The organism is Pelosinus propionicus DSM 13327 (genome assembly GCF_900114615.1).
In the GTDB taxonomy this organism is placed as follows: domain Bacteria; phylum Bacillota; class Negativicutes; order DSM-13327; family DSM-13327; genus Pelosinus; species Pelosinus propionicus.
In genome coordinates this window covers 1-25,069 of the sequence record NZ_FOTS01000015.1, presented here as the reverse complement: position 1 = coordinate 25,069, position 25,069 = coordinate 1, and the positions used below count along the sequence as shown (strand labels likewise).

The window sequence follows — 25,069 nt, the reverse complement described above, 5'->3', positions numbered from 1 at the left end:
GCAAACTCTTATACTTATCTTTTAACTTATTAAAATGACAATAAATATTTATCATATAATTTTCATTCTTGATAAACAGACAGCATTTTTAATAATAGATACCTCTATCTAAACTTACCAAAAATAGCTCGACGATAATCCATTACTTTACGCACTACTTCATCCATAGTTTCTTCGACAATCAACTTCCTACCACTCGTAAGAGTAATCACAGTATCAGGTGTTTCTTCGATCGTTTCAATCAATTCTGCATTTAATATAAATTCCTCTTGGGATTTAAGACGTGCTACTTTTATCATAAAAAAGCCTCCATACATTCACATTTTGTAGAAGGGGGGATTTTGCCCCCCCTTACTTATCATTAACGTTTAAGGTTTACAAGCTCTTCTAACATATTATCATCAGTAGTAATAATTTTAGAATTAGCCTGGAATGCACGCTGTGCAACGATCATGTTTGTAAATTGCTGTGCTAAATCCACATTGGACATTTCCAAACTGCCAGGAGTAAATTTACCACGTCCTCCTGTACCTGCCGCACCAATCTGAGCCTCCCCTGAATTGGTTGTTTTTGTATACAGATTACCTCCTGCAGAAAGTAAACCATCAGGGTTATTAAATACGGCTAAAGCTACCTGCCCAATCGCCTGAGTTTTTCCATTGGTAAAACTCCCCATAATTACACCATCAGTACCGATAGTTTTTCCATTTAAGGTACCGGCAGCATACCCATCCGTGTTACTGATTTTCGCCGTAGAGTCACTGCCATTTTGAGTCATTGTTGAGCCGCTAGGCTGCACTGTAAAAGCACCTGCTCCCTCATATGGACCTCCAGTAGGATCAATGGTTAGGGCATTGAATACTGTGCTGGTATCAAAGGTCCCATCCGCATTAAATTTAATAATAGACGATCCTCCACTAACATGAGCAACTGTAGTTTTTCCATCCGTACCACCTATAATTTCCTCTGATGGAGTAAAAGTCCAGGTATTAACACCTGTTTTGGTAATGGAACCAGTTAATGTATATTTATTTCCTTGAGTATCATATAAATCATAGGAAATCGGTTGAGCTGAATCATTTTCTGCTGCAGCAGTTGCTGAAGTTACAGCTGTGCTTGAAGCATCAGAAAGTGCTGTAGTGGAGGTTACAGAGCTATTTGCTGCAGTAGATAAACTTCCAGCTGCAGTTACAACAGCGGTTGTCGTAGGATGAGCACCTGTTGCACTTTCTGCTGTACTTGCTGCTACAGTTGCTGCAGTTGTTGCTGTTACTACTGCTGTTGCTTTTGTTTTTGCGGTTGCTGCAGCTGTTGCAGATGCCTTAGCTGCAGTTAGAGCTTCTGCTGCAGTACCAGTACCAGCAACCAACGCATCCGCTGCTGTTTTAGCTGCATCTGCAGCTATTTTAGCTGCATCTGCAGATGCCTTAGCTGCATTTGCTGCAGTCAGGGCATCAGTCGCTGCGACTTGAGCAGCTAATGTTTCCGTCGTAGAATTAGCGGTAACTGCTGCATCTGCCGCTGCCTTTAATGCATTTGCTGCTGTAACTGCATTAGTTGCATTTGTAACTGCTGTCGTAGCGTCTGTTGCTACAGTAGCAGCGTCTGCTGCTACTGCTGCAGGGTCTAACGCTGTAGCACTAGCATTTAAATTACCCGCAAGGGTTATTGTAGTAGATACTTTAGCTGGCATTGTTGAACCCACCGGAATTTGCAATGCTGATATTGGCTGAGTAGTATCAACAACACCAGAAGCATTAGCTTGCCAGCCTAATACACTATATCCTGCACTATTAACTAAATTTCCCAGCGTATCCGTCGTAAAATCACCACTTCGAGTATACATTTGATTCGTAGAGGTACCTACAACAAAGAATCCATCACCTGAAATCGCCAGATTTGTTGATATACCAGTTGACTGTGTACTGCCATCAGTAAAATTGGTGCTAATACTGCCTACACCCACACCCAAACCTATCTGCATAGGATTTGTTCCTCCTTGAGTACCTTGAGGACTAGAGGCTCCCTGGAGTGTTTGACTCAGCATATCTTGAAATGTAACGTTAGAAGCTTTAAAACCTGTTGTATTTACATTAGCAATATTATTACCAATGACATCCATATAGGTCTGATTCCCTTTTAAACCAGAAACAGCAGCGTACAAAGAACGCATCATAATAAATCAACCTCACTTTTTATATATTTTCTGACTGTATCAATCAATCAACAGTCAAAGGCTCTCCACTAGAGGTCCAGCCTTATACAATTACCGCACTATCAATATTCGTAAATACATTATCTTTGGTATTTGCACCATCCATCACTGTAATCACTGTTTTATTTTTTACACTCACCACTAAAGCTAGATTACTATTACTCATAAACACCAAAGACTCATTTGCACCTTTCTGTGAAGCTTTTTCTACGGCTTCATTTAATTTAAGCAACTCTGTCTGCCCTAATTTAATATTCCTACTTTGCAGCCGTTGCAGAGCATGCTGAGAAAATTTTACACCTGCTAACTCTTGGGATAAAATTTGATCAAAAGATACAATATTTTGTTTCCCTTGACTATTTTTTGCATTATTGATTAACTTTCCAGCAATCGGGCTTACAGGAGTCATAGACTGTTGCAGGCGATATATACTGTTGTCAGTCATATCTCTAACCTCCTGTTAACTTACCTATTTTGTAGTCTCAGTTACTTTACTCAGATCAACCGTTGTCGGAACAACCAACCTAGTAATTTGCTTAGATGCAAAGGTACTTGTTGTAGTTGTACCACTTGAATCTGTTTCTACTGCGGTAATTTGCACGGTTCCATTACTGTCAACAGTTGCGCTCTTAATTACTCCAGAATGAGATACTTTGCTGCTATCAGTCCAACTAACTGCGCAATTCGCCAAGTCACCTGTTGTGGTAGGAAGATATGCTGGATATTGTACAGCATCTACTCCAACAACCAAACTAGTCACTCCAGAGGATGTACTTGTTCCTCCCACTATACCTGTAATCGAATTGCCACTGTCATTGGAAAAATTGATCGTACTGCCAATCAGATTGCTGGCATGCATATTGGTCATCGTAGCATTTAAATTTTGCATTTGCTCTAAACTGGAGAACTGTGCCATCTGGGCAACAAATGCTGTATTATCCATAGGGTCCAGCGGATTTTGATATTGAAGTTGCGTAACAAGTAATTTCAAAAAATCATCTTTTCCTAAAGCACTATTTGAAGCTTTCGCGGTTGCACTATTAGCTGTACTAGTATTGGCTGCACTATTACTAGTAATTACATTAGACATAATATCATCTCCTTTTTATATTCGATAGTCTACACCAGTTCCTTCCAAATTTGATTCTACTACACTAGTCGAATCGTCTAGAGCATCAAGGAAATCTTCCTCAATCTTTTTATTCTGCACTTTCACTTCAGGTCTTTGTCGATTTTCATGTTGCCCATTAGAAAAAAAGTCTCCTAAACCTGCATACACATCTACATTATCGATTTTTAACCCCTGATTAGATAATTCTTGTTTTAATTGCGGGAGGGATGCTTCAATAATATTTCGGACTTCATTATTATTTGAATGGAAACTCGCACTAACCACACCACTCTCAACTGTTACCTTAAGAGTCAATTCTCCTAAATGTTCAGGCTTTAGTTGAATAATCATCTCGGTATTCTTTTGACCAGAAATTAAGCGAGCCTGATCAACAATTTGAGAAGCAACATGGTAAGAATCCTTTACAGGTTGTTGAATCACTTGTTTACCGTTGGAAACAGTAACTTGACTTTCATTTTTTATTATTTGTTGATTTAAGGCACCCGCAAAAGTATCTGAAGTATTTGTGGTTTGATTAGGAAGCGGACTCTCAACACTGAGTTGTTCATTACTGCCTAATAACATAGTGCTTTCTTCACACACGTTCTCCAGCTGAGTAACATTATTCATTGCCAATGAAGATGTAGTTAGCGGTTTTACATCAACAGAATCCACCAACGAAGCAATATCTACTGCTGCTATTCCTGCTTTATTTTGCGCCGTCATTTTGTTATTAAATTGTGACACATTATTGGTTTTTCCTATTCCGTTATTGTTGACAAGTACAAAAGAAGGCACTGCTTCTAATAAAGCACTGTTAGTTGTTGCGCTGACTTTATTTGAAGATTGATCACTAACTTTTGCTTGTTCTGCCGATTGCTTATTTTGCAATAACTCTCGTAACTGTAATGTAAATTGATTAGCATTATTATTGTCCACTGCCACATTTGCATCTGTCTCTTTTTTTAATAAGGCTGCCAATTGTGCTTGAGAACTATTCATACCAGTAGCCACATCTAACCGGATAGTAGGTTTCCCTATTAATTCAGCAAGTTGATTCGAACTGGTATTAACCGTTTGTCCCTCAGTATTGTTTACAGGCAACTCTTCTGTAAAGTTAACATCACTTTGAGTAGGTGCTAGCACAACATTCATCTGTGCATTAAGTCCCATCATTTCTGAAAGTAATTGAACCACAGCAGAATCATTATTGTCATTTGCAATTTTTTGCTCCGTTTTGTCGGACTGATTATTTAAGACCTTGCCAAAATCCGCTCCAGATTTACTGCTACTGGAAGAATTATTCTTCTTATTCGTAGATACTTGTGAGGTTGCACTTGGTTTTATCTCTATTGGATTTGCAGTTGTCGTTACAGCCATTTTTTTCACCTCCTTTCACTACTTGTTTATATGTTAAAAGTTAATTCAAATTTCCGCCGCTAAGCATAGCTTGGGTAAGAATTGCAGCGCGTTCTGGACTAAATAATGGTAAAATTTTTGAAACTTGTTCATCTTCCATTTTATTTAAAATTGCTAATACAGAACGATCATCCAGCTTATTCAAAATCACAACAGCCTCGTCAGGTTTCATCCCACCATATAATCTTGCCAATTTAGAAATACGCTTAGCTTCTTCTTGCTGTTTGATCTTGGCCTGTTTTTGTAGTTCAGATTCATCTACAACTACCGGCACAGCAGGAGATAAAATAGGAGCTACCGCTTGCGAAGGTATCATTTTTGTCTCATTAGAAGTTTCCACTTGGTTTTGTTCATCTAATTCAACAGTCTCAAAATTAGTTTTAGGCTGTGGAAAGTACTGTCCAACCACTGGGTATTCATTTAACTTCCATTTTTCAGTCATGCCTTTCATATCAATTAAATTCAAATAAACTCCCAGGGCAAAACCAACAGCAGCTATGAGTAGCAGTATTATGATTGCAATTAATACTTTAAATATTATTCCTAGCTTTTTTTTAGATTTTTCAGGCGTACTCATATTTATTTTTATTTGAGAATCAGGCGTCACTTTTTTTGCCATATTGTTACCTACCTTTGAAGACTGTTTCAACTATGTAAATCATTAATTTGCCAATGACATTACTTTAGCGACATAATCTTTTGTTTCTGTATAAGGAGGAATACCATTGTATTTTATTACTGCTTGGGGCCCTGCATTATAAGCTGCCACGGCTTTGGTTAGATCACCATCAAAAGAGGTAATTAATTGCTTCAGGTAACGAACACCACCATCAATATTGTCACGTGGATCTTTACTATTGCGAACACCTAATCCCTGCGCCGTTTCAGGCATCAATTGCATTACACCTACTGCACCGGCCGACGAAACTACGTCTGGCGACAAATTAGACTCCACTTTCGCAACAGCCATAACCAGCTTAGAGTCAACTCCATATTTTTTAGCTGTATAATCAATAATTTTACTTATATCATCTGAAACAAAGTTTTTTTCATTGCTAGAGTCTTTTGATTGTACTCCCGCTAACACAGTAGAAAAATCATGCTTATTCGTTGGAGAATAATTAAATCGCTGCTCAATAGTATTGATTCGTTGCAAAACTCTATTTATGCTTTCCATTTGATCACCCTACTCTTCTCTTACATAAAGTTGTAATCCTATTTCATCTAAGATTTTTTGCTCTTCCTTTAGCAATTCAGCTTGATAATCTTGTATTTTTTTCTCACGAAATTTTTCTACAATCGTATGACCTTTTACTGCATCTTCAAGTTTCTTTAAACATTCTAGTCTATATTCATCAGCACGTTTGACAGAGTCTTTTTGCTGTTGAATTTCTGTTTTCATTTTATCAAAATAATGTTGGAATGACTTAAAAGTTTCAATTGACAATAAAGTCTGCTGAAAGTTGCGCAGTAGATTCATATTTCGCAATACATCTTCTTCCAAATTTGACAACTTTTCTTTTTCTATTCGAAATTGATTTGTGGCTTGCCAAAATAAAATTTGCGCCTGTTCTTTTTGCATTTTACGAAATTTAAGTAAAGTTTCTAATCGAAATTTAAATGATTTCACCTTATCTCACACCTCAAAACCTTACACTTAAGATGTTAATGACAGCAATTTTTCAATTGTTTCATCTGCAGACATTTTCTCGTAAACATCCTGTTGCAAAAAGGTTTTAACAGAATCAATAGCTGCAATTGCATTATCAATATTGACATTACTGCCAGCAGCGTACGCTCCAATATTAATTAAATCCTCCGCTTCACGATAGGTAGCCATAATTGATCGCATTTTTTGCGCTGCCTTATAATGGTCTTTTTCCACAATATCTAACATTACCCGACTTACACTCCCTAAAACATCAATGGCCGGATAATGATTTTGGGCAGCAATACCACGATCCAATACAATATGTCCATCTAAAATACTGCGTACAGCATCTGCTATAGGTTCATTCATATCGTCACCATCTACTAAGACCGTATAAATGCCAGTAATTGAACCATTTTCGCCCGTCCCAGAACGTTCTAACAATTTTGGCAGCATAGCAAAAACCGACGGGGTATAGCCGCGTGTAGCAGGAGGTTCACCAACAGTTAATCCTACTTCTCGTTGCGCCATGGCAAAACGAGTAACCGAATCCATCATCAAAACAACATCTGAGCCTTCATCACGAAAGTATTCTGCAATAGCTGTTGCAGTCATTGCGCCTTTGATACGTACTAAAGCAGGCTGATCGGATGTCGCAATAACTACCACTGATCGTTTTAAACCTTCTTCTCCTAAATCACGTTCAATGAATTCTCGAACTTCTCTTCCCCGCTCACCAACTAAAGCAATAACATTAATATCTGCCTCTGTATTACGAGCAATCATACCTAACAACGTACTCTTCCCAACACCACTACCTGCCATAATACCAACTCGCTGCCCCCGACCTAAAGTTATTAGACTATCAATTGCTCGTACGCCTACTGATAATTTTTGTTCAATGCGTTTGCGAGATAAAGGATGAGGCGGAGCACTATGTAACGGATATTCTCCTTTCACCGCTAATGGTCCTTTATCGTCCATAGGATTGCCTAATCCATCCAAAATACGACCAAGTAAATGGTGTCCTACATTAACTTTTAACGACTGATGGGCTGAAAACACTTCGCATCCTGGTCCTATGCCTTGCATTTCTCCGATAGACATCAACAATACCCTATTTTGACGAAAACCAACGACTTCAGCAGGAATTGTATTCCCTCCATTTCTAGGAGAAATATAGCATAAATCACCCAAGTTAACACTAGGACCTTGAGATTCAATCACCAAACCCACAATTTGTGTTATTTTACCCGCTATTTTCATCGTCTCAGAATCATGTACAGCACTTAGATATTTTTCACTATTAAAGACTTTCATGGCAATACTCCTTGTAATGCTTTACGGAGCGCATCAAATTGAGTATCAATTTTAGCATCAACAACACCATAAGATGTATCAATCACACAACTGCCTGCTGTAATCGTACGATCTACTACAATTGTTAACGCTTGTTCGCGTCCTACCATATTTTGAAATTCCTGCTTGGCTTGCAAAACGATATCAAAATCAGCACTACTCACTCTAAGAACAATTTGTTCTTGATCCTTAACTTTTTCCAACGCACTTTTGACAATAGGCAATACAACCATAGGATTCTCTTCAATTTGACAAGCTATGACCTTACTGGCAACAGCCAATGCTATTTCAATAATTTGTCGTTCTGCAGCTAAAATCATTTCTTTAGCTTCTTTTTCACCAAGAGTTAATATTTGCTGCGTTCTATCAATAGCATTCTCAATCTGCGACTGCATTTCTTCTAATCCTGACTGTTTTCCTTGCTCGACTCCTTGTTGGTATCCCTTTTGATATCCTTCATCATAAGCTTGTTGTTTCAAATGCTCCACTTGCTGGTTTGCCTCATTGATTCGTTGATTTGCATCTTTTTTAGCTTCATCAATAATAGCAGCTGCTTTTTCTTGCGCTGAAGCTATTATTTCATCTGCCACTGAAGTATCCACCGAAACCTCATTTAATTCTTTACTTACTTCAATATTATCATCAACAATAATATTATTATTTAGTACTAAAGGTTCCACTTGCATACAAGCAAATCGTATAATATTAGCCAATGATTTCGTCCCCTTTACCACGTGCCACAACTATTTCTCCTGACTCTTCCAGACGACGGATAACATTAACAATTTTTTGTTGGGCTTCTTCTACATCTCTAATTCTTACAGGCCCCATATATTCAATTTCTTCACGCAACATGTCAGCAGCACGTTTTGACATATTTTTATAGATTTTATCAGCTACTTCAGTCGAAGACGCTTTAAGCGCTAACGCCAAGTCCTTACTTTCAATCTCACGTAATACCAATTGCAAGGATCTATCATCCAACAATACAATATCTTCAAAGACAAACATGCGACGTTTAATTTCTTCCGCAAGTTCAGGATTTTGCACCTCTAAGTTTTCCATAATTGTTCTTTCTGTGGATCGATCAACTCGATTGAGTATTTCCACAATAGAATCAACACCACCAGCAGATGTAAAATCCTGAGTAACCATGGCTGATAATTTTCGTTCCAAAATGCGTTCAACATCTTTCAACACATCAGGAGACGTACGATCCATCGTTGCAATCCTTTTTGCAACATCAACCTGCCGATCCGGCGGTAAAGATGACAATATTGCTCCAGATTGTTCTGCTTGTAAATAAGACATAATTAAAGCAATCGTTTGTGGATGCTCATTTTGGATAAAATTCAGCAATTGTCCTGGATCTGTTTTACGAGCAAAATCAAAAGGTCTGATTTGTAAACTCGAAGTTAGTCTATTAATAATAGAAACAGCTTTTTCTGCACCAAGTGCCTTTTCCAAGATTTCACGAGCGTAATCCAAACCGCCAGAAGAAATATAATTATTCGCCACTAACATTTGATGAAATTCTGCTAATACTTTTTCTTTCTGCTCCTGTGATACTTTTCGCTGATTAGCAATTTCTAGAGTAAGTTTCTCCATTTCATCTTCTTTTAGATGCTTAAAAACCTGAGAAGAAACCTCGGGACCAAGGGCTATCAATAAGATAGCCGCTTTTTGTTTATTACTTAATTCATTTGATTGGTACATACTTACCCCCGCTCTACTCTTCGGACAACCAAACTTTAATTAACTGAGCTACCTCTTCAGGTTTAGCTTTGGCTAGCCTTTCAAGTTCTTTACGCTGTTCAGATAATTGTATTTCCTGAGCTGTCATTTCAGGCGTTTCCACTGACATTGATTCAGTTGCAGCAGCAATTTCTTCTTCTACTCTTTCTTCTTCTTGCCTTTTACGAAGACTACGCATACGAAGAATGTACAAAATGCCAAGAACCGTTATTACAGCTAAACCTATCTTCAACCATAAAGCTTGTCTTTGTTGACTTTCAGCTTCCATTTCTTCTCTACGTTGCTTATCCGCTGCTTCAGTATTAAAGGTAATACTCTCAACAGAAACTGTATCACCTCTTGCATTATTAATGCCAATTGCAGAGCTTACAGTTTTGAGAATGCTATCTTGTTGTGCCTTATTCACGCTGGCATCAACCAAAACAGCAACTGTCAATCGTTTTATAGACCCTGGCGTTGCTACAACTTTTTCTTTTGTTTCGTTGATTTCATAATTACGGATTACTTCTTTTTTTTCATAATTTGACTGATTTGTATTGGCCGTCACATAACCAGGTACATTTGTCGTCGTTCCCGGTACTCCCCCCGGAGTATTTGGTGCACTTCCCTTAAAATTCTCATTCATTTCTTGCGAACTTCGTATAATTCCTTTGTCATCTACTACCGGTTCAAAGGTTTGTCGATCTACCACACGTTGATCAAAACTTAACTCAACATTTACTCTTGCCGCAGCTTTATTAGCTCCTAAAACCTGTTCTAATAGCGACTGTACATCTTTTTGTAAACCATCTTGTACTTTTTTAGTCATTTCAATTTGCGTTAATGTAACATTCGCTCCAGAAACTCCATTAGAATCATTTTCCTCATTCAGTACACGTGCCAGCTGATCTACCACTGTTATATTCTCAGGCTTTAGCCCTTGTATACTGTGGGCTACTAAATTAACTACACCTTTTATTTGTTCCTTTGATAATTGAGCCCCTGTACGCAATTTGAGCATAATTGAAGCTGTTGCAGGCTTTTCATTTTTTTTATACAAACTATCTTCTGAAAGCACTATATGTACTCTAGCTTTTTCTACTTCTGATAATTGTTCAATCGTACGTGCCAATTCACCTTGCAACGCTTGCACCAAATTCACTTTATTTTGAAATTCAGTAGCACCAAATTTACTCTGCTCAAATATTTCAAAGCCCTTATTGCCTCGTGGCAAACCTTGACTGGCTAAATCTAACCGAATGCGGTAAACATCTTTTGCAGGAACCATAATTGCATTTCCGTTACCACCAATTTCATGGGTAACTTTCATTTCCTTTAGTTTTGCACTTACCTCACCAGCATCCTTAGCTTCCATCTCAGTAAATAAAGGTACAAGATCCGGGCGACCACCCCACCAAAAACTCCACGCTAAAATAATTGCAAATATAAGTATAGCCGAACCAAGAATCATATATCTTTCTTTTTTACCCAGGTTTTGCCACAAGCGCAGAGACTGTTCTTTCCAATCTGCCATTGTCTCCACCCTTTCAACTCAACAAAAATATTGTCATAATTATACCTGCATACGCATAATTTCTTGATATGCGTCAACCACTTTATTTCGCACTTGCATCGTTAACTGCATTGCTATTGTTGCTTTTTCCGCCGCTATCGTCACTTGCGAAATATCTTGTAATTTTCCTGCAGCTAGATCAAAAGAAGCTTTTGTTGCATTCTGCTGCAAACTATTTACTTCACCAAGCGCATCGGTTAAGAATTCTCCAAAATTCTTCTTCCCCTCTTCTATTGGAGTCTTTATTTTTTCAACCATACTTGAATGAACTGACGCTAATTTAAGTGCTTCAATACGCACAAACAATGACCTCCATTATTTTCCGATTTCTAATGCTTTAAGAGCCATGCTTTTCGCGGTATTAATCGTAGTGACATTTGCCTCATAAGCCCTGGTAGCTGTAATCATATCTACCATTTCAGATACAACATTAACATTAGGCATTTCCACATACCCATCTTGATTTGCATCCGGATGTGTCGGATCATAGATTAAGCGAGCTGCTGAATTGTCTTCGGTAATTCCAACTACTCTAACTCCATTTCCAACATCGGTACCTAACTTTTCAGATAAAACCTGGGAAAACGTTGCTTGATTTTCCCGAGGAGAAAACACAACCATTTGACGCTTATAGGCTCCTCCTTGACTAGTACGAGTCGTATTAACATTGGCAATATTATTAGAAATTACATCCATTCTAAGTCGTTCTGCCGTCAAACCTGACGCTGCTGCATCAATAGCACCAAACATTCCCAAACTTATCCTCTCCCTTCTTTTATTGCGGACTTAATCCCTGTGAAATAACCACTCAATTGTTGTACTACGGCATTATAATAGATATTATTCTTTGACAAATTTGCCATTTCAATATCAATATCTACATTACTGCCATCAGTTCTAAAAGAAGTTTTATCAATTACCTTTACTGTTGGAGTTGGAATCCCTTTTCTTTGAAGTGGTAAATGATGACTATTTGTTTTAGTCATCTGCAATTTGCCTCCATCTACGGCATCTTGCAGAAAATCCTCAAAGACCACTTCACTCTTCTTAAACCCCGGCGTGTTAACATTGGAAATATTATTACTAATTACCTTTTGCCGTAAAGAAGACGCTGATAGGGCTTGTTCTAACACAGACACTCGTGGCGACGCTAGAATTGAATTTAACACACATAATCCTCCAGTATTATATAATACATGTAAATTAATTACATTTTATTACAAAAATTTATAACTAAGCATTATTATTCTATATAATCCTTCAAATACCTTTGTTAAAATACTAAATCCAACAAATTTTACACATTTATAATTCTATAAAGTGACAGAAATTCCTTCACAATCAAAAATCAATACTTGTTAATGATATAATACTTTTCTCATTTGCACATCTACCAAAAGATATAGAAATCCCTCTATCTACAAATTTTTACAATCATCATTTTCTCAGAATAACTAAGAGATAAAAAAAAGAACTACTGCTATTGAACCTATCTCAATAGCAGTAGTTCTTTTTTTATCTAGCATTACTTTTTAAGCTTTTTCAATTCTTCAAATAAACGTTCATTTAGTACTTTTATATAAGTACCTTTCATTCCTAAGGATTTTGATTCAATAACTCCAGCGCTTTCAAATTTACGTAAAGCATTAACAATAACTGAACGAGTAATCCCTACCCGATCTGCAATTTTACTTGCAACCAATAAACCTTCATTACCTTCTAATTCATTTAAAATATGAATCACAGCTTCAAGTTCAGAATAAGAAAGGGTACCAAGAGCTACTTGTACCGTGGCTTTTTTGCGAGCTTCATCTTCAATTTTCCCACTACGATCTCTTAAAATCTCCATACCAACAACAGTTGCACCATATTCAGCTAAAACAAGATCTTCATCTTGAAACTCAGTATGGAATTTAGCTACAATTAATGTGCCGATTCGTTCTCCTACACCGTGAATAGGGACAATAGTAGTAAACTTATCTGTGAATATACACCCTGTATCTTCACTAAAAGAACAAAGACCTCCTTCAAGACTTAAGTTTGGGGATGTCTCGTTAACCCGCAGTAACCAATCTACGTACCGTTCAGGAAAACATCCTTGCAATAATACTTTATCACGCATTAAATCACATTCAAAATCACCTAACAAAGCATATCCAAATATTTTCCCATCTTTAGCAACAATATACACATTTGCTTCCATCACTGTACTGAGCACGCGAGAAATTTCATCATATTCCACTTTCTCGGATTTTTGCAATAATTTATTAATTTTACGAGTACGTTCTAACATCGTTGTCATAATACTGCCTCCTACCCTTCATTAGGTTATATAACCTAGTTTATAATATAAAATGACTTAAATCTGGATTCACTACAATATGTGCTAATTTAGTTTTAACATAATCGCTATTGATTAAAACCAATTTTTCATTTATATCAGGTGCATCAAACGCTAAATCTTCTAATAATTTTTCCAAAATAGTATGCAAACGTCTAGCACCAATATTTTCAGTTTGAGAATTTACTTCAAAAGCAATTTCAGCTAATTCCTCAATGGCATCATCCGTAAATTGAATTTTTACATCTTCCGTTTCTAACAGGCTAACGTACTGTTTAATTAAGGCATTTGCTGGTTCTGTTAATATTTGTTTTAAGTCAGTTTTCGATAAATTCGTTAGTTCTACTCGAATGGGAAAACGCCCCTGTAATTCAGGAATCAGTTCAGAGGGCTTTGCCATATGAAAGGCTCCTGCTGCCATAAACAATATGTGATCCGTTTTTATAGGACCATGCTTGGTAACTACGGTAGATCCTTCTACTATAGGCAAAATATCGCGTTGTACCCCTTCTCGTGACACGTCGGGACCAGACGATTTTCCACGACCTACGATTTTATCAATTTCATCCAAGAAAATGATCCCGGAGTTTTCTGCCAAATCTAAAGCAATGGTAATCACTTCATCCATGTCAATAAGTTTTTGTGCTTCTTCTTGAATAAAAATTTTACGAGCATTAGCAATGGTTACATTTTTCTTTTTTTGTTTCTTTGGTAAAAAACTTCCAATCATATCTTGTATGTTAATACCCATTTCCTCAATGCCAGCACCAGAGAATGCTCCCATCATAGGATTTACAGAATCTTCTACTATTATTTCTATAAACTCATTTTCTAATTCACCATTATCTAATCGTTTTTTCCAATATTCCCGATTTAATATTGGAGATTCAACTTTTTCATCAATTACTTTATTTGATGTTACATCAGTATTTGAAGCTGTACCACCAAATAATATTTCAAAAGGATTACGTGGCGTTTCTTTTTTAGCAGATGGCACAAAAAATTCCAATATACGTTCTTCAGCAAACTGATGTGCTTTCTCTGTTACCTCTAGCATTTTGGTTTGCTTCACCATACGAATAGCCGTTTCTACCAAATCACGGACCATTGACTCAACATCACGCCCAACATAACCAACTTCAGTAAATTTAGTAGCCTCTACCTTTACAAACGGTGCATTGACTAACTTTGCCAGCCGCCTCGCAATTTCAGTTTTACCTACACCAGTCGGTCCAATCATCAAAATATTTTTAGGTACAATCTCATCTTGTAAGTTTGCTGCTAATTGCTTACTGCGCCATCGATTGCGAAGTGCAACAGCCACTGATTTTTTGGCTTGTTGTTGCCCGACAATATATTTATCTAACTCTATTACAATCTGTTTAGGTGTCATCTCAATCATACTGTCACCCCTTTTTATAACTCTTCAACTGTGATATTACCATTTGTATATACACAAATACTTGCTGCAGTTTGAAGCGCTTCTCGAGCAATTTCAGAAGCAGATAAATTAGAGTGCTTTACTAAGGCCCGAGCCGCAGCCAAGGCATAAGGACCGCCTGAGCCAATAGACATAACATCATCATCCGGCTCAATTACTTCACCATTTCCTGAAATGATTAACATATGATCTGCATCTGTAACAATAAGTAATGCTTCCAAGCGGCGTAATACTCTGTCTACACGCCACTCTTTAGCTAATTCAACAGCAGCTCGTAATAAATTGCCATTGAATTCTTCCAACTTTACTTCAAATTTTCCAAATAAGGTAAATGCATCAGCCACAGATCCAGCAAAACCAGCTAACACTTGACCATGATATAAACGTCGAACCTTCTTAGCATTATGTTTCATTATCGTATTACCACCAAAAGTAACTTGACCGTCACCAGCAATTGCTGTTTTCCCCTGCTTTTTTACAGCAACAATGGTTGTTGCGTGAAACATAAACACCGCCTCCTATGCATCACATATGCATTATGATAGACCGTCTTTAATTTTTACATTCGCTACATGACTAAAAAGAACCTCCTCAACACTTGTAAATTAGCAAATTCGACAAATCCCTCGATATCTGCCCAATAATTCATTACAGAGTGCTGTGAGGCATTCTTTTCAATCTTTAAGTATAGGATAAATAGCATCATTGTCAGAATAACAATTATGTACGTTAAAATTATGTCGAAATACGAAACACTACAAAGACTGATCCTCTCATTTGTCAAGCTATGTAGGAAAATTTATTAATTCATACTAGCACAATAACATTAATTATGCAAGATTATTGTATAATTCTTCTTTAAATTTATCAATAGCATTTAATGACCGTTGAGCAATTAAATGATTTTTGATTTTTTTATCTCGAATTTTTTCCACCCAAGGTGGCAATAATCCAAAGTTTATATTCATAGGCTGAAAATGCTTAGCTTCGGCATTCGTAATGTAATGACACAAAGCACCATGGGCTGTTTCCTTCGGAAATACCACTGGCTCAAGTCCTGATAATATACGACTTGCATTAAGTCCAGCTACTAATCCGGAAGCAGCGGACTCCACATATCCTTCTACGCCTGTAATTTGTCCTGCAAAGAATATACTGGGATTTGTAATCATTTGCAGCGTAGTAGATAGAATTTTAGGAGAATTAATAAATGTATTACGATGCATGACACCTAGACGCACAAAATCTGCTTTTTGTAAACCAGGTATCAATCGGAAAACTCGCTCCTGTTCAGGCCATTTCAAATGTGTTTGAAACCCAACAATATTATACAAGGTTCCAGCAAAATTGTCCTGACGTAACTGAATTACTGCGTACGGTCTTTCTCCTGTAGTTGGATTTTCTAAGCCAACTGGTTTCAGTGGTCCAAAACGCAATGTATCAATACCGCGACTCGCCATTTCTTCTACCGGCATACATCCTTCAAAAAAGATTGCTTTTTCAAAATTTTTGACAGGGGCAGTTTCCGCATGAGTTAATTCTTTCCAGAATAGTTCATATTCAGCTTTATTCATGGGACAATTTAAATAGTCATCATCTCCCTTGCCATAACGAGAGGCTCTATATATTTTACTCATATCAAGAGAATCACCTAATACAATAGGAGCCGCAGCATCGTAAAAGTACAAATATTCATTACCTGTTATTTTTCCGATAGCTTCTGATAAAGTTGGAGATGTTAAAGGCCCACTGGCGATAATTAATAATTGTTCCTGAGGGATATCAGTCACTTCACCACTTATAACTGTTACTTTAGGATGATTTAGAAGAGCATCTGTTACATATTTACTAAATGAATCACGATCGACAGCTAAGGCTCCACCTGCTGGTACTTTACTTGTATCTGCTGCTTTCATGATTAAAGAATTCATTTTTCGCATTTCTTCCTTTAGCAATCCAACAGCATTTTCAATTGCAGCTCCTCGTAATGAATTACTGCATACTAACTCTGCAAATTGATCCGTATGATGAGCGGGCGGCATAACATGGGGTCTCATCTCATGCAGTTCCACCTCATATCCCGCTTCCGCAACTTGCCAAGCTGCTTCACTGCCAGCTAAGCCAGCTCCGATAATAGTTACTTTTGACACGGTTGTTCCTCCGATTATATCATTTATGATTTAATTCTTTTTCGTTAGCGTCGTACCTTTTAATTTTCTTGAAATTATTTTACTTTTTTTTGTACTATTAGTTACTTTTTTTTCATCTTTTTGACGCGTTTCGCAAGATTCATTGCTACACATTATATTAAATTTACCATTTTTCAAATTATGTCGCAACATAAAGGCACCACAAGCCTGACAATTTTCTTTTAAAGGTATATCCCATGTCATAAAGTCACAAGTAGGATAATTCTTGCATCCATAAAAGATTTTGCTGCGCTTTGTTCGACGCTCAACAATACTACCAGCGCATTTAGGGCATTGTACTCCTGTTTCTTTTAAAATAGGCTTAGTATTACGACACTCTGGAAAACCAGGACAAGCTAAGAAATCACCATAACGGCCATGTTTTACCACCATGAATCTACCACAATTTTCACATGGTACATCAGACACTTCCACGGGAAGTTCAACATGACCAATTTCTTTTTCTGCTTGTTCTAAATCTACAGCAAACCACGCATAAAACTCTCGTAATAAATCAATACGTGAACCTTTGCCATCAGCAATTTCGTCAAGACTATTTTCCATTTTAGCTGTAAATTCAACATCTACAATTGCTTTAAAATATTGTTTTAATAAATCCAAAACAACAAAGCCTAATTCTGTTGGTTGAAATTTTTTTTCTACTTTAATTACATAACCTCGTGCTAATATGGTTTCAACAATCGGTGAATAGGTACTTGGACGACCAATACCTTTTTCTTCTAGTACCTTTATTAAGCTGGAATCTGTATATCTAGGCGGTGGTTCTGTAAAATGCTGTTTCGGAATAATCTTATTAACCTTTAACTTTTCTCCAATCGTTAAGTTAGGCAATGTAATATCTTTCTCTTTTTCTTCACCATCTTTGCTTTCTGTATATACAGCCATAAAACCAGGAAACTTGACCGTTGAGCCTGTTGCCCGTAAAGAAAAGCGACTTGCTGCAATATCTACAGTTAACGTATCATATATTGCAGGTGCCATTTGACTAGCAATGAATCGTTCCCAAATTAAAGTATATAATCGCAACTGATCTCGGGAAAGATATTTGATTAGCTTTTCTGGGGGGAATTCTAAACTAGTAGGACGAATGGCTTCATGTGCATCTTGAGATTTCTTTGAAGAATATACTGGAATCTTTTCAGGTAAGTAGTTCTCCCCATATGTTGCTACAATGTACTTAATGGCTTCTTGCTGCGCCGACTCAGCTAAACGCACCGAATCAGTACGCATATAAGTGATAAGTCCAACTGGACCAGAGCTGCCAAGATCTAGCCCTTCATATAATTGTTGAGCGACCATCATTGTTTTACGAGAAGTAAAGCCTAATTTGCGTGATGCCTCTTGCTGTAAACTGCTTGTAATAAAAGGCGCAGCAGGATTTCTCCGTCTTTCTCGCCGCTTCACGTCCGTTACCGTAAATTCAGCTTTTTCTAACTCTTCTTGTATACTTTGAGCTTGTTCTTCGTTATCAATTTTAGCCTTATGATCTTCAATTAAAATAAGCTGGGCATCAAATAATGCCGTTTTGGGCTTTCCTCGCAACTTTGCAACCACTGTCCAATATTCTTCCGAGACAAAAGCCTGGATTTCTTTTTCTCTATCACAGATAATTCCCACAGCTGCAGACTGCACTCGTCCAGCGCTAAGGCCTTTTCTTACCTTTCTCCACAGCAGAGGGCTTAATTGATAGCCAACAATTCGGTCTAATAGCCGCCTAGCTTGCTGCGCATCAACTCTCTCCATATTAATAGGCCGAGGTTTTTTTACAGCATTTTGAATTGTAGTCTTTGTGATTTCATTAAACTCAATTCGACAGGCCTTATCTTGTGGAATATTTAATATATGTGACAAATGCCAGGCAATAGCTTCTCCTTCCCGATCAGGATCAGATGCCAAATAAACAGTATCTGCTGCCTTAGCAGCATTTTTAAGACTTTTTATAAGATCGCCTTTACCTCGAATATTAATATATTTAGGCGTAAAATTATTCTCTACATCTACACCAAATTGGCTTTTAGGCAAATCCCTTAAATGCCCCATAGAAGCCTTCACCGTGTAGTTTTTTCCAAGAAACTTTTCAATCGTTTTTGCTTTTGCTGGAGATTCAACTATAACTAATGCTTTGCTCACTTAACTCCCTCCTTAGCGCAGCGCAAATAGCGTTTACCGCTATGCTCTGTCACTAAACCACGTAATTCAAACTGAAGTAATATATATGCAATTACAGCGGTACTTAGCTTTGTTTTCATAACGATGTCTTCAATTCCTAAAGAATTGTCATATGTAAGAATATCATAAACCATTGCTTCCTCGCTAGTGAGGTCGATTCTTTGGATCTTTTTTTCCCTAGCAGCAATATGATATTCTTCTAATATATCGGCAGCACCATCAATAAGTTTAGCCCCCTGTTTGATAAGACGGTGTGCTCCTTTGCTAGATTGTGAAAAAATACTGCCAGGCACAGCAAAAACATCGCGTCCTTCTTCTAAAGCAAAATCAGCTGTAATTAATGCTCCGCTTCTTTCTGCAGCTTCCACCACTACCACACCACGGGACAAACCGTTAATAATTCGATTGCGCGCTGGAAAATGGCCAGGATGTGCTATAGTGCCAGGGGCATATTCAGAAACTACAGCACCACTCTCTGCTATTTGGTTTATCAATTTACCATTCTCAGGCGGATAGTTAATATCCACTCCACAACCAAGAACTGCTATTGTATATCCATCTTTAACTAATGCGCCCTGATGAGCAGCTGTATCGATACCCCGAGCAGCACCACTCACTACCCATACTCCTGCTTCATTCAGCTCTGATGCCAGTAACTGCGCAACATTTTTCCCATAGGAAGTGGCTTTCCTCGCCCCAACAATTGCAATAAGATGATCAGTAATTGGCAATGTACCACGATAAAACAAAACTTGAGGGGCATTGTAAGTATTTAAAAGCAATTTAGGATATTCCGAATCGCTATGAGAACAAATACGAATCCCATTTCTCTCCCAATCACGTGCTAATGTATATATATCTATTTTTTCCCGATGTATGAGTAATTTATTATAGATTGTTTCATCTAAATATCCACATAAAAATAAATCACGCTTATTAGCCAGCCACGCCTGCTGAGCGCTACCAAAAAAAGAAACCAACCCTTTAAGACGCATGTTACCAATCCCAGCGACCATCTGTAATGCTGCCAAGTATATTTTCTCCATTTTTCCCTCCAACATGATTACATTTAAATAATCATATATTTATTCAGGAAAATCATTATAAAATAATGGTAATTATAGCACACTTCCACAATACACACCAACAAAAATGTCAATTATAAAAACCTTAACGTAAACATTAGCAATTGTGTCTTATGCCGGCTTGAGAATAAATATAATCTGCTATAGCTACAGTAGCATGAGGTCGTCCTATTCTTAAAGAATTTTTTCGTAATCGTATTAATTCGTCTGGTTGCTCAACAAACAGCTTTACTAAGATGAATTGTATATCTAATAAAGAATCCGCTCTTAAAGCCACCTTCTGCTCAATTAAGTAGCTCGTATTTGCTTCTTCTTGTCCCGGTATTGGTCGATAAATCAGCATAGGTACACCTGCGCATAATGTTTCTGCACAAGTTATTCCTCCAGGTTTAGAAATAATTAGATCTGCAATTACCATTAGTTCATTAACATAATCAACATATCCTAAAACTTGTACCTTATTACGCACTTTAGACTGTAATTTTGTTACTTTTTGATACATCTTTTTATTTTTCCCTGCAACAACAATAACTTGTAGCGGAATGCCAATATTTTCACAGCATTGAACAATTTTATCCATAGGCAAAAGTCCTGCTCCACCACCCATAATAAGAATTGTTCTTATCTCACTACGCAACTCTAATTTCTGCATTATTTTTTCTTTGTCAGGTAATCTGGAAAATTTTTCATCAACAGGAATTCCCATAACTTCTACACAGCTACTATTAATTCCGTGATTATATAAGAAATTTCCCATTCTTTCATTGGCAATAACATAATGTTGAATTTCCGGATAAACCCACAAACGATGTACAACAAAATCAGTAACTATGCTAACTACTGGAATTGTAAGTTTTTTATCTTTTAATAAAGAAGAAATAATCCCAGCAGGAGTAGCATGAGTACATACAATAATATCTGGATTATACCCTAAAATGTATTGTTCCATTCTTCTAGCTAAATAACGACTAATAATTTGACGACCGATTAATGCAACAGGACTTTCATTTCCCCATCCATAGGCTATCCCATATATTTTAGGAAACAATTCTAATACCTTGAAATATATAGTTAAAATATTTTTGCCAATAAATGTACTAAAAAAATCAAATACATTTACCAACCTAGTTTCAACGTGATCATGCCTTCGACACATTGTTTCGGCAATTGACTGAGCAGCTTTTACATGTCCTGCCCCGATTGGAGCACTGATAAATAACACTTTGCATGATTTAGCCAACTTTCGTTAGCCTCCTATCTTATCGTTCTAAAAAGTCTAAATTCATTTTTTTATATAACATAACCTCATCATTAGTATTCATTTTTTGCAATAGATCTTTAGAAGTTAGCCCTTGATATACAGGAAGATCATAAGCAATCTCTTGCAACGGTATAAGAACAAAGGATCTCTCATGTAAGCGAGGATGAGGCAATTGCAGCACCTCATCCTGGATCATGTAGCTCTGAAAAATAAGAATATCAATGTCTATATTTCTAGGGCCCCAACGTTGCTTGCGGATTCTACCTAAATGATATTCTGCCTGTAGGCATTCTGATAATAACTCATGAGGATTTAACATAGTATTTATACTAATAACTAAGTTTAAAAAGTTAGGTTGATTCACAAAACCAACAGGCTTTGTTTCATACAAGGATGATATTTTATCAATAGCAATTTTACTATGCTTATTTAATTCACAAATCGCCGACTTTATATTACTTTCACGGTCTCCCATATTAGAACCTAATCCAAGTATAATCATTACTTATTTACTCCGGCTCACTTCTACCTGAACAAAATTCAAAGGTCCAGGGATAGGTACAGCAGGCTTACGAATTCTTATAGTAACACTCGTAGCAATGCTTGTCTTCAAAATTAATTCTGCAATATGTCCGCCAACTGCTTCTAATAGTTGGAATCTTTGATTCTCCATGACGTCTTTAATTTGGGAGTAAACCATCGTATAGTCAATTGTATCAGTAAGGTTATCCGTTTTAGAAGCCTCACTTAAATCTGCATGTATTTGCGCATCCACATAAAAACGTTGCCCTTGTTCACGTTCATATTCATAAACACCATGAAACCCATAAAACACCATATTTTCTAATAATATTGTATCCTTCATCATATATCACTCCTCATCATTGCATCTGTCATTCTTGCTATTCTAGTCATTGCTTGCACATTATGTACACGGACAATATTACTACCTTTCATTATTCCAATAGACACGGTAGCACCAGTCCCCTCCGACCGCTCTTCGACTGACAGGCCTAATACTTCTCCAATAAACCTTTTATTGGAAGTACCTAGTAATATCGGGCAACCTAATGATCTTAACTCATCTAAACGCGACATCACTATCAAATTTTGTTCTGGCGTTTTACCAAACCCAATACCCGGATCAATAATAATGTTATTAGGATCAATACCTGCTTGAATGCCAATAGAAATACTCTTTTGCAGAAAATTATATATTTCTGACATAATATCCTGCTGATAATATGTAGTATCTTGATTATGCATGATAATAATAGGTGCATTGTACTCGGCTACTACCCTAGCCATCTTTTGATCCTGTTGTAGTCCCCATATATCATTGATCATATGAGCACCCAATTTTAAGGCCTCCAGCGCAACGCTGGATTTGTATGTATCCACCGAAACAGGCACTGTCGATATCGATAAGACTCGTTCTAACAATGGACCTAATCGATTCATTTCTTCTTCAGCTGATATTTTTTCTGCTCCCAAATAGGGTCTGGTAGATTCAGCTCCAATATCAATAATATCGGCGCCACACTGTATCATTTGTTCAACATGATACAACGCTTTATCAATAGTGTTATATTTACCGCCATCTGAGAAAGAGTCTGGTGTAACATTCAAAATCCCCATTATTAAAGTATGCCTTGGCATAATCTTTAAAGAATGATGCTGCCAATTATATGAGCGTTGAGGAAAACTCTCAATATTATTTATAGTTCTCTCAATAGCTTCTGCAATTGAAGATAATCCCCATGGTTCTATTTTCAATTGAGAGATAGCCTTTTGAAATTGCTTTTTTGTTGCACACAATAAAACATCTGCGTAGGCAGTTCCAAAATCTATTGTACTTCTCCCTACAACGACCTCTCCACCATTAACTAGAAATGCTTGTTTTAAAAAATTAGCATTTTGGGTTGAAATGTTTTCTAATTTTATTACCCTAAATACAACTTTATCATCCATAGCCGGAATTTTAGTTTTATCACAATTTATCTTAGCTAATTCCACTTGAGCTTGCTTTAGATTATCTATTCCTAATGCACGTACATGAAAAGTCATTTTCTCCTCCTTCTGCATCCCAACATATCCTTTATTGTACCACAGCTACGACTTTTTTTATGAATACTTTTTAGTCAATTCTATTGTATACTCCAATCGAATTAAACTTTTAGCAAATCTATTTATAAAAAATAAGGAAGGACTTAAGTAAAACTGAAGTCTTTCCTTATTTTTATCATACTATATGTTCAATTATCTCAAAAGCCTCAAATAATTCCTGTTTAGTGTTAAATTCAATTCGTTCTACTTTATTGTTCTTATAAATAAATTCAAGGGATTCACTATCTTTAACAACTTTCAATAGTAATGTATAGGATATTACCAACCAGCGAAATTCTGTCATAATCGCATATTTATATATAATGTATATATTTTTATTCGTAATAACCAAAATCCCTTTTTTACTTTCTCTGTATATAATCGGAAAGACTTTGGTAATTTGATCGCCTATCCACAAATTAATTGGTAAGCCTTCAATATCTTTTCGCATTTGTAATTTTAAATTACCAAACATAGGGAATAATTCCTTTAAAGAAGGATTATTATCAAAATCACCAGGAATGATGCTAACGCTTGCTTGACCTTTTACAAAAGCAATATGTAAGTTTACAATATCTCTTCGTTTAGCTTTATAGATAATAAGGCTTGGCATATTATCCACAGCTAAACGAACAGCAAAGGCACTCCTTACTAATACCTTTTCTAAAATTTTTATTAGATTTACTCTATCTGTGGTATACTTCAACATAATACTGTAATATTCATCATGCATATCTATTTGTTGTAATAAGGTATCCCTTATATAAATCTCATTCTTTACCTTTTTCTCCTGGTCAGAACTCTTTGCTACTATTTTTTCTTTTATAACCTCATGTTGGGCAACCTCTAAAGCTACCTTATCATTTAGTGAAGTTTTTTTTCCACAAAAGGGACAGAAATTCATTATATGATTTTGCGGCAACTCTTCACCACAAAAAGGACAATATTTAAAACCACTATACGTCATCCTCTGTCACCCCGCTTATATAAACAATCCATCTTTTGCTATATCATCAATTTGCTATTATTGTACAATAATAGTATAAAGACCGCAATGATAAGTTGTCATCTATAATCCTTAATAATTAGAAAACACCATTCACTTGCGTGAATGGTGTTTTCATAAACTGGCTCCTTGAGTAGGACTCGAACCTACGACCGATCGGTTAACAGCCGATTGCTCTACCAACTGAGCTATCAAGGAATAAACTGGCAACTATCTATCCTCCCAGGCCGTTTCCAACCAAGTACTTTCGACGTATAAGGGCTTAACTACTGTGTTCGGTATGGGAACAGGTGGAACCCCTTAGCTATCGCCACCAGATATACAGAGGTAAACATCTCAAAGAGTATGCTCCCTCAAAACTTCACAGAAGCAGCGCACCCAATCTTTG

The 25,069-nt window shown here is 36.8% G+C and carries 26 protein-coding genes, 1 tRNA gene and 1 rRNA gene; all 28 read right to left on the bottom strand.

All coding sequences use genetic code 11. The features are described 5' to 3' along the window. Window positions 1-104: 104 nt before the first annotated feature. A complete protein-coding gene (locus BMZ99_RS09750; RefSeq protein ID WP_090936019.1) occupies window positions 105-299 on the bottom strand; it encodes a flagellar FlbD family protein in 195 nt (64 codons plus the stop codon). A 62-nt stretch (window positions 300-361) separates the two neighbouring features. Then, a complete protein-coding gene (locus BMZ99_RS09745; protein ID WP_090936016.1) occupies window positions 362-2,176 on the bottom strand; it encodes a flagellar hook protein FlgE in 1,815 nt (604 codons plus the stop codon). 82 nt (window positions 2,177-2,258) lie between these two features. Next, window positions 2,259-2,660 carry a TIGR02530 family flagellar biosynthesis protein gene (locus tag BMZ99_RS09740; RefSeq protein WP_090936013.1) on the bottom strand — a complete coding sequence of 134 codons (402 nt, stop codon included), beginning with the start codon at window positions 2,658-2,660 and terminating at the stop codon, window positions 2,259-2,261. Window positions 2,661-2,684: 24 nt separating this feature from the next. Next, window positions 2,685-3,305 carry a flagellar hook capping FlgD N-terminal domain-containing protein gene (locus BMZ99_RS09735; RefSeq protein ID WP_090936010.1) on the bottom strand — a complete coding sequence of 207 codons (621 nt, stop codon included), beginning with the start codon at window positions 3,303-3,305 and terminating at the stop codon, window positions 2,685-2,687. A gap of 15 nt (window positions 3,306-3,320) precedes the next feature. Then, a complete protein-coding gene (locus BMZ99_RS09730) occupies window positions 3,321-4,706 on the bottom strand; it encodes a flagellar hook-length control protein FliK (RefSeq protein WP_090936007.1) in 1,386 nt (461 codons plus the stop codon). A gap of 40 nt (window positions 4,707-4,746) precedes the next feature. Next, window positions 4,747-5,364 (bottom strand): MotE family protein, encoded by a 618-nt coding sequence (locus BMZ99_RS09725; RefSeq protein ID WP_090936004.1) that lies wholly within the window; start codon window positions 5,362-5,364, stop codon window positions 4,747-4,749. A gap of 42 nt (window positions 5,365-5,406) precedes the next feature. Continuing rightward, on the bottom strand, window positions 5,407-5,922 hold the full coding sequence (locus BMZ99_RS09720; RefSeq protein WP_090936001.1) for a lytic transglycosylase domain-containing protein: 516 nt from the start codon (window positions 5,920-5,922) through the stop codon (window positions 5,407-5,409). Between the two features lie 9 nt (window positions 5,923-5,931). Continuing rightward, window positions 5,932-6,375 (bottom strand): flagellar export protein FliJ, encoded by a 444-nt coding sequence (fliJ, locus tag BMZ99_RS09715; protein ID WP_090935997.1) that lies wholly within the window; start codon window positions 6,373-6,375, stop codon window positions 5,932-5,934. Window positions 6,376-6,402: 27 nt separating this feature from the next. Then, the gene (fliI, locus tag BMZ99_RS09710) at window positions 6,403-7,716 is read right to left on the bottom strand and encodes a flagellar protein export ATPase FliI (protein ID WP_090935994.1); all 1,314 of its coding nucleotides are present in this window, start codon (window positions 7,714-7,716) and stop codon (window positions 6,403-6,405) included. Continuing rightward, on the bottom strand, window positions 7,713-8,468 hold the full coding sequence (locus tag BMZ99_RS09705; RefSeq protein WP_245754903.1) for a FliH/SctL family protein: 756 nt from the start codon (window positions 8,466-8,468) through the stop codon (window positions 7,713-7,715). The genes fliI and BMZ99_RS09705 overlap by 4 nt, the downstream gene beginning before the upstream one ends. Beyond that, the gene (gene fliG, locus BMZ99_RS09700) at window positions 8,461-9,471 is read right to left on the bottom strand and encodes a flagellar motor switch protein FliG (protein WP_090935988.1); all 1,011 of its coding nucleotides are present in this window, start codon (window positions 9,469-9,471) and stop codon (window positions 8,461-8,463) included. The genes BMZ99_RS09705 and fliG overlap by 8 nt, the downstream gene beginning before the upstream one ends. A 13-nt stretch (window positions 9,472-9,484) precedes the next feature. Beyond that, window positions 9,485-11,023, bottom strand: coding sequence for a flagellar basal-body MS-ring/collar protein FliF (gene fliF / locus BMZ99_RS09695; protein ID WP_090935985.1), 1,539 nt, complete (start codon window positions 11,021-11,023; stop codon window positions 9,485-9,487). A 39-nt stretch (window positions 11,024-11,062) separates the two neighbouring features. Then, window positions 11,063-11,362 carry a flagellar hook-basal body complex protein FliE gene (gene fliE / locus BMZ99_RS09690; protein ID WP_090935983.1) on the bottom strand — a complete coding sequence of 100 codons (300 nt, stop codon included), beginning with the start codon at window positions 11,360-11,362 and terminating at the stop codon, window positions 11,063-11,065. A gap of 15 nt (window positions 11,363-11,377) precedes the next feature. Next, window positions 11,378-11,818, bottom strand: coding sequence for a flagellar basal body rod protein FlgC (gene flgC, locus BMZ99_RS09685; RefSeq protein WP_090935980.1), 441 nt, complete (start codon window positions 11,816-11,818; stop codon window positions 11,378-11,380). Window positions 11,819-11,820: 2 nt separating this feature from the next. Continuing rightward, window positions 11,821-12,231: a flagellar basal body rod protein FlgB gene (gene flgB, locus BMZ99_RS09680; RefSeq protein ID WP_090935978.1), complete on the bottom strand. Its 411-nt coding sequence runs from the start codon at window positions 12,229-12,231 to the stop codon at window positions 11,821-11,823. A 356-nt stretch (window positions 12,232-12,587) separates the two neighbouring features. Beyond that, complete coding sequence (codY, locus tag BMZ99_RS09675; protein ID WP_090935976.1) at window positions 12,588-13,364, bottom strand: GTP-sensing pleiotropic transcriptional regulator CodY; 777 nt, start codon at window positions 13,362-13,364, stop codon at window positions 12,588-12,590. Between the two features lie 40 nt (window positions 13,365-13,404). Beyond that, on the bottom strand, window positions 13,405-14,805 hold the full coding sequence (hslU, locus tag BMZ99_RS09670; RefSeq protein ID WP_090935973.1) for an ATP-dependent protease ATPase subunit HslU: 1,401 nt from the start codon (window positions 14,803-14,805) through the stop codon (window positions 13,405-13,407). A gap of 14 nt (window positions 14,806-14,819) precedes the next feature. Next, window positions 14,820-15,350 (bottom strand): ATP-dependent protease subunit HslV, encoded by a 531-nt coding sequence (hslV, locus tag BMZ99_RS09665; RefSeq protein ID WP_090935971.1) that lies wholly within the window; start codon window positions 15,348-15,350, stop codon window positions 14,820-14,822. Between the two features lie 324 nt (window positions 15,351-15,674). Next, complete coding sequence (gene trmFO, locus BMZ99_RS09660; RefSeq protein ID WP_090935968.1) at window positions 15,675-16,994, bottom strand: methylenetetrahydrofolate--tRNA-(uracil(54)-C(5))-methyltransferase (FADH(2)-oxidizing) TrmFO; 1,320 nt, start codon at window positions 16,992-16,994, stop codon at window positions 15,675-15,677. 30 nt (window positions 16,995-17,024) lie between these two features. Further along, complete coding sequence (gene topA / locus BMZ99_RS09655; RefSeq protein ID WP_090935966.1) at window positions 17,025-19,184, bottom strand: type I DNA topoisomerase; 2,160 nt, start codon at window positions 19,182-19,184, stop codon at window positions 17,025-17,027. After that, entirely contained in the window at window positions 19,181-20,269 is a 1,089-nt protein-coding gene (dprA, locus tag BMZ99_RS09650; protein ID WP_090935963.1) for a DNA-processing protein DprA, read from the bottom strand. The genes topA and dprA overlap by 4 nt, the downstream gene beginning before the upstream one ends. A 136-nt stretch (window positions 20,270-20,405) precedes the next feature. Next, window positions 20,406-21,548, bottom strand: coding sequence for an MGDG synthase family glycosyltransferase (locus BMZ99_RS09645; protein WP_090935960.1), 1,143 nt, complete (start codon window positions 21,546-21,548; stop codon window positions 20,406-20,408). Between the two features lie 19 nt (window positions 21,549-21,567). Next, the gene (folK, locus tag BMZ99_RS09640) at window positions 21,568-22,071 is read right to left on the bottom strand and encodes a 2-amino-4-hydroxy-6-hydroxymethyldihydropteridine diphosphokinase (protein ID WP_090935957.1); all 504 of its coding nucleotides are present in this window, start codon (window positions 22,069-22,071) and stop codon (window positions 21,568-21,570) included. Window positions 22,072-22,074: 3 nt separating this feature from the next. Next, the gene (gene folB / locus BMZ99_RS09635; RefSeq protein ID WP_090935954.1) at window positions 22,075-22,437 is read right to left on the bottom strand and encodes a dihydroneopterin aldolase; all 363 of its coding nucleotides are present in this window, start codon (window positions 22,435-22,437) and stop codon (window positions 22,075-22,077) included. Further along, window positions 22,434-23,636, bottom strand: coding sequence for a dihydropteroate synthase (gene folP / locus BMZ99_RS09630; protein WP_090935951.1), 1,203 nt, complete (start codon window positions 23,634-23,636; stop codon window positions 22,434-22,436). The genes folB and folP overlap by 4 nt, the downstream gene beginning before the upstream one ends. A 175-nt stretch (window positions 23,637-23,811) precedes the next feature. Next, window positions 23,812-24,642: a zinc ribbon domain-containing protein gene (locus BMZ99_RS09625; RefSeq protein ID WP_090935948.1), complete on the bottom strand. Its 831-nt coding sequence runs from the start codon at window positions 24,640-24,642 to the stop codon at window positions 23,812-23,814. A 161-nt stretch (window positions 24,643-24,803) separates the two neighbouring features. Beyond that, window positions 24,804-24,879 (bottom strand) — tRNA-Asn (locus BMZ99_RS09620). Between the two features lie 3 nt (window positions 24,880-24,882). Then, window positions 24,883-24,999 (bottom strand): 5S ribosomal RNA (rrf, locus tag BMZ99_RS09615). Between the last annotated feature and the right edge of the window lie 70 nt (window positions 25,000-25,069).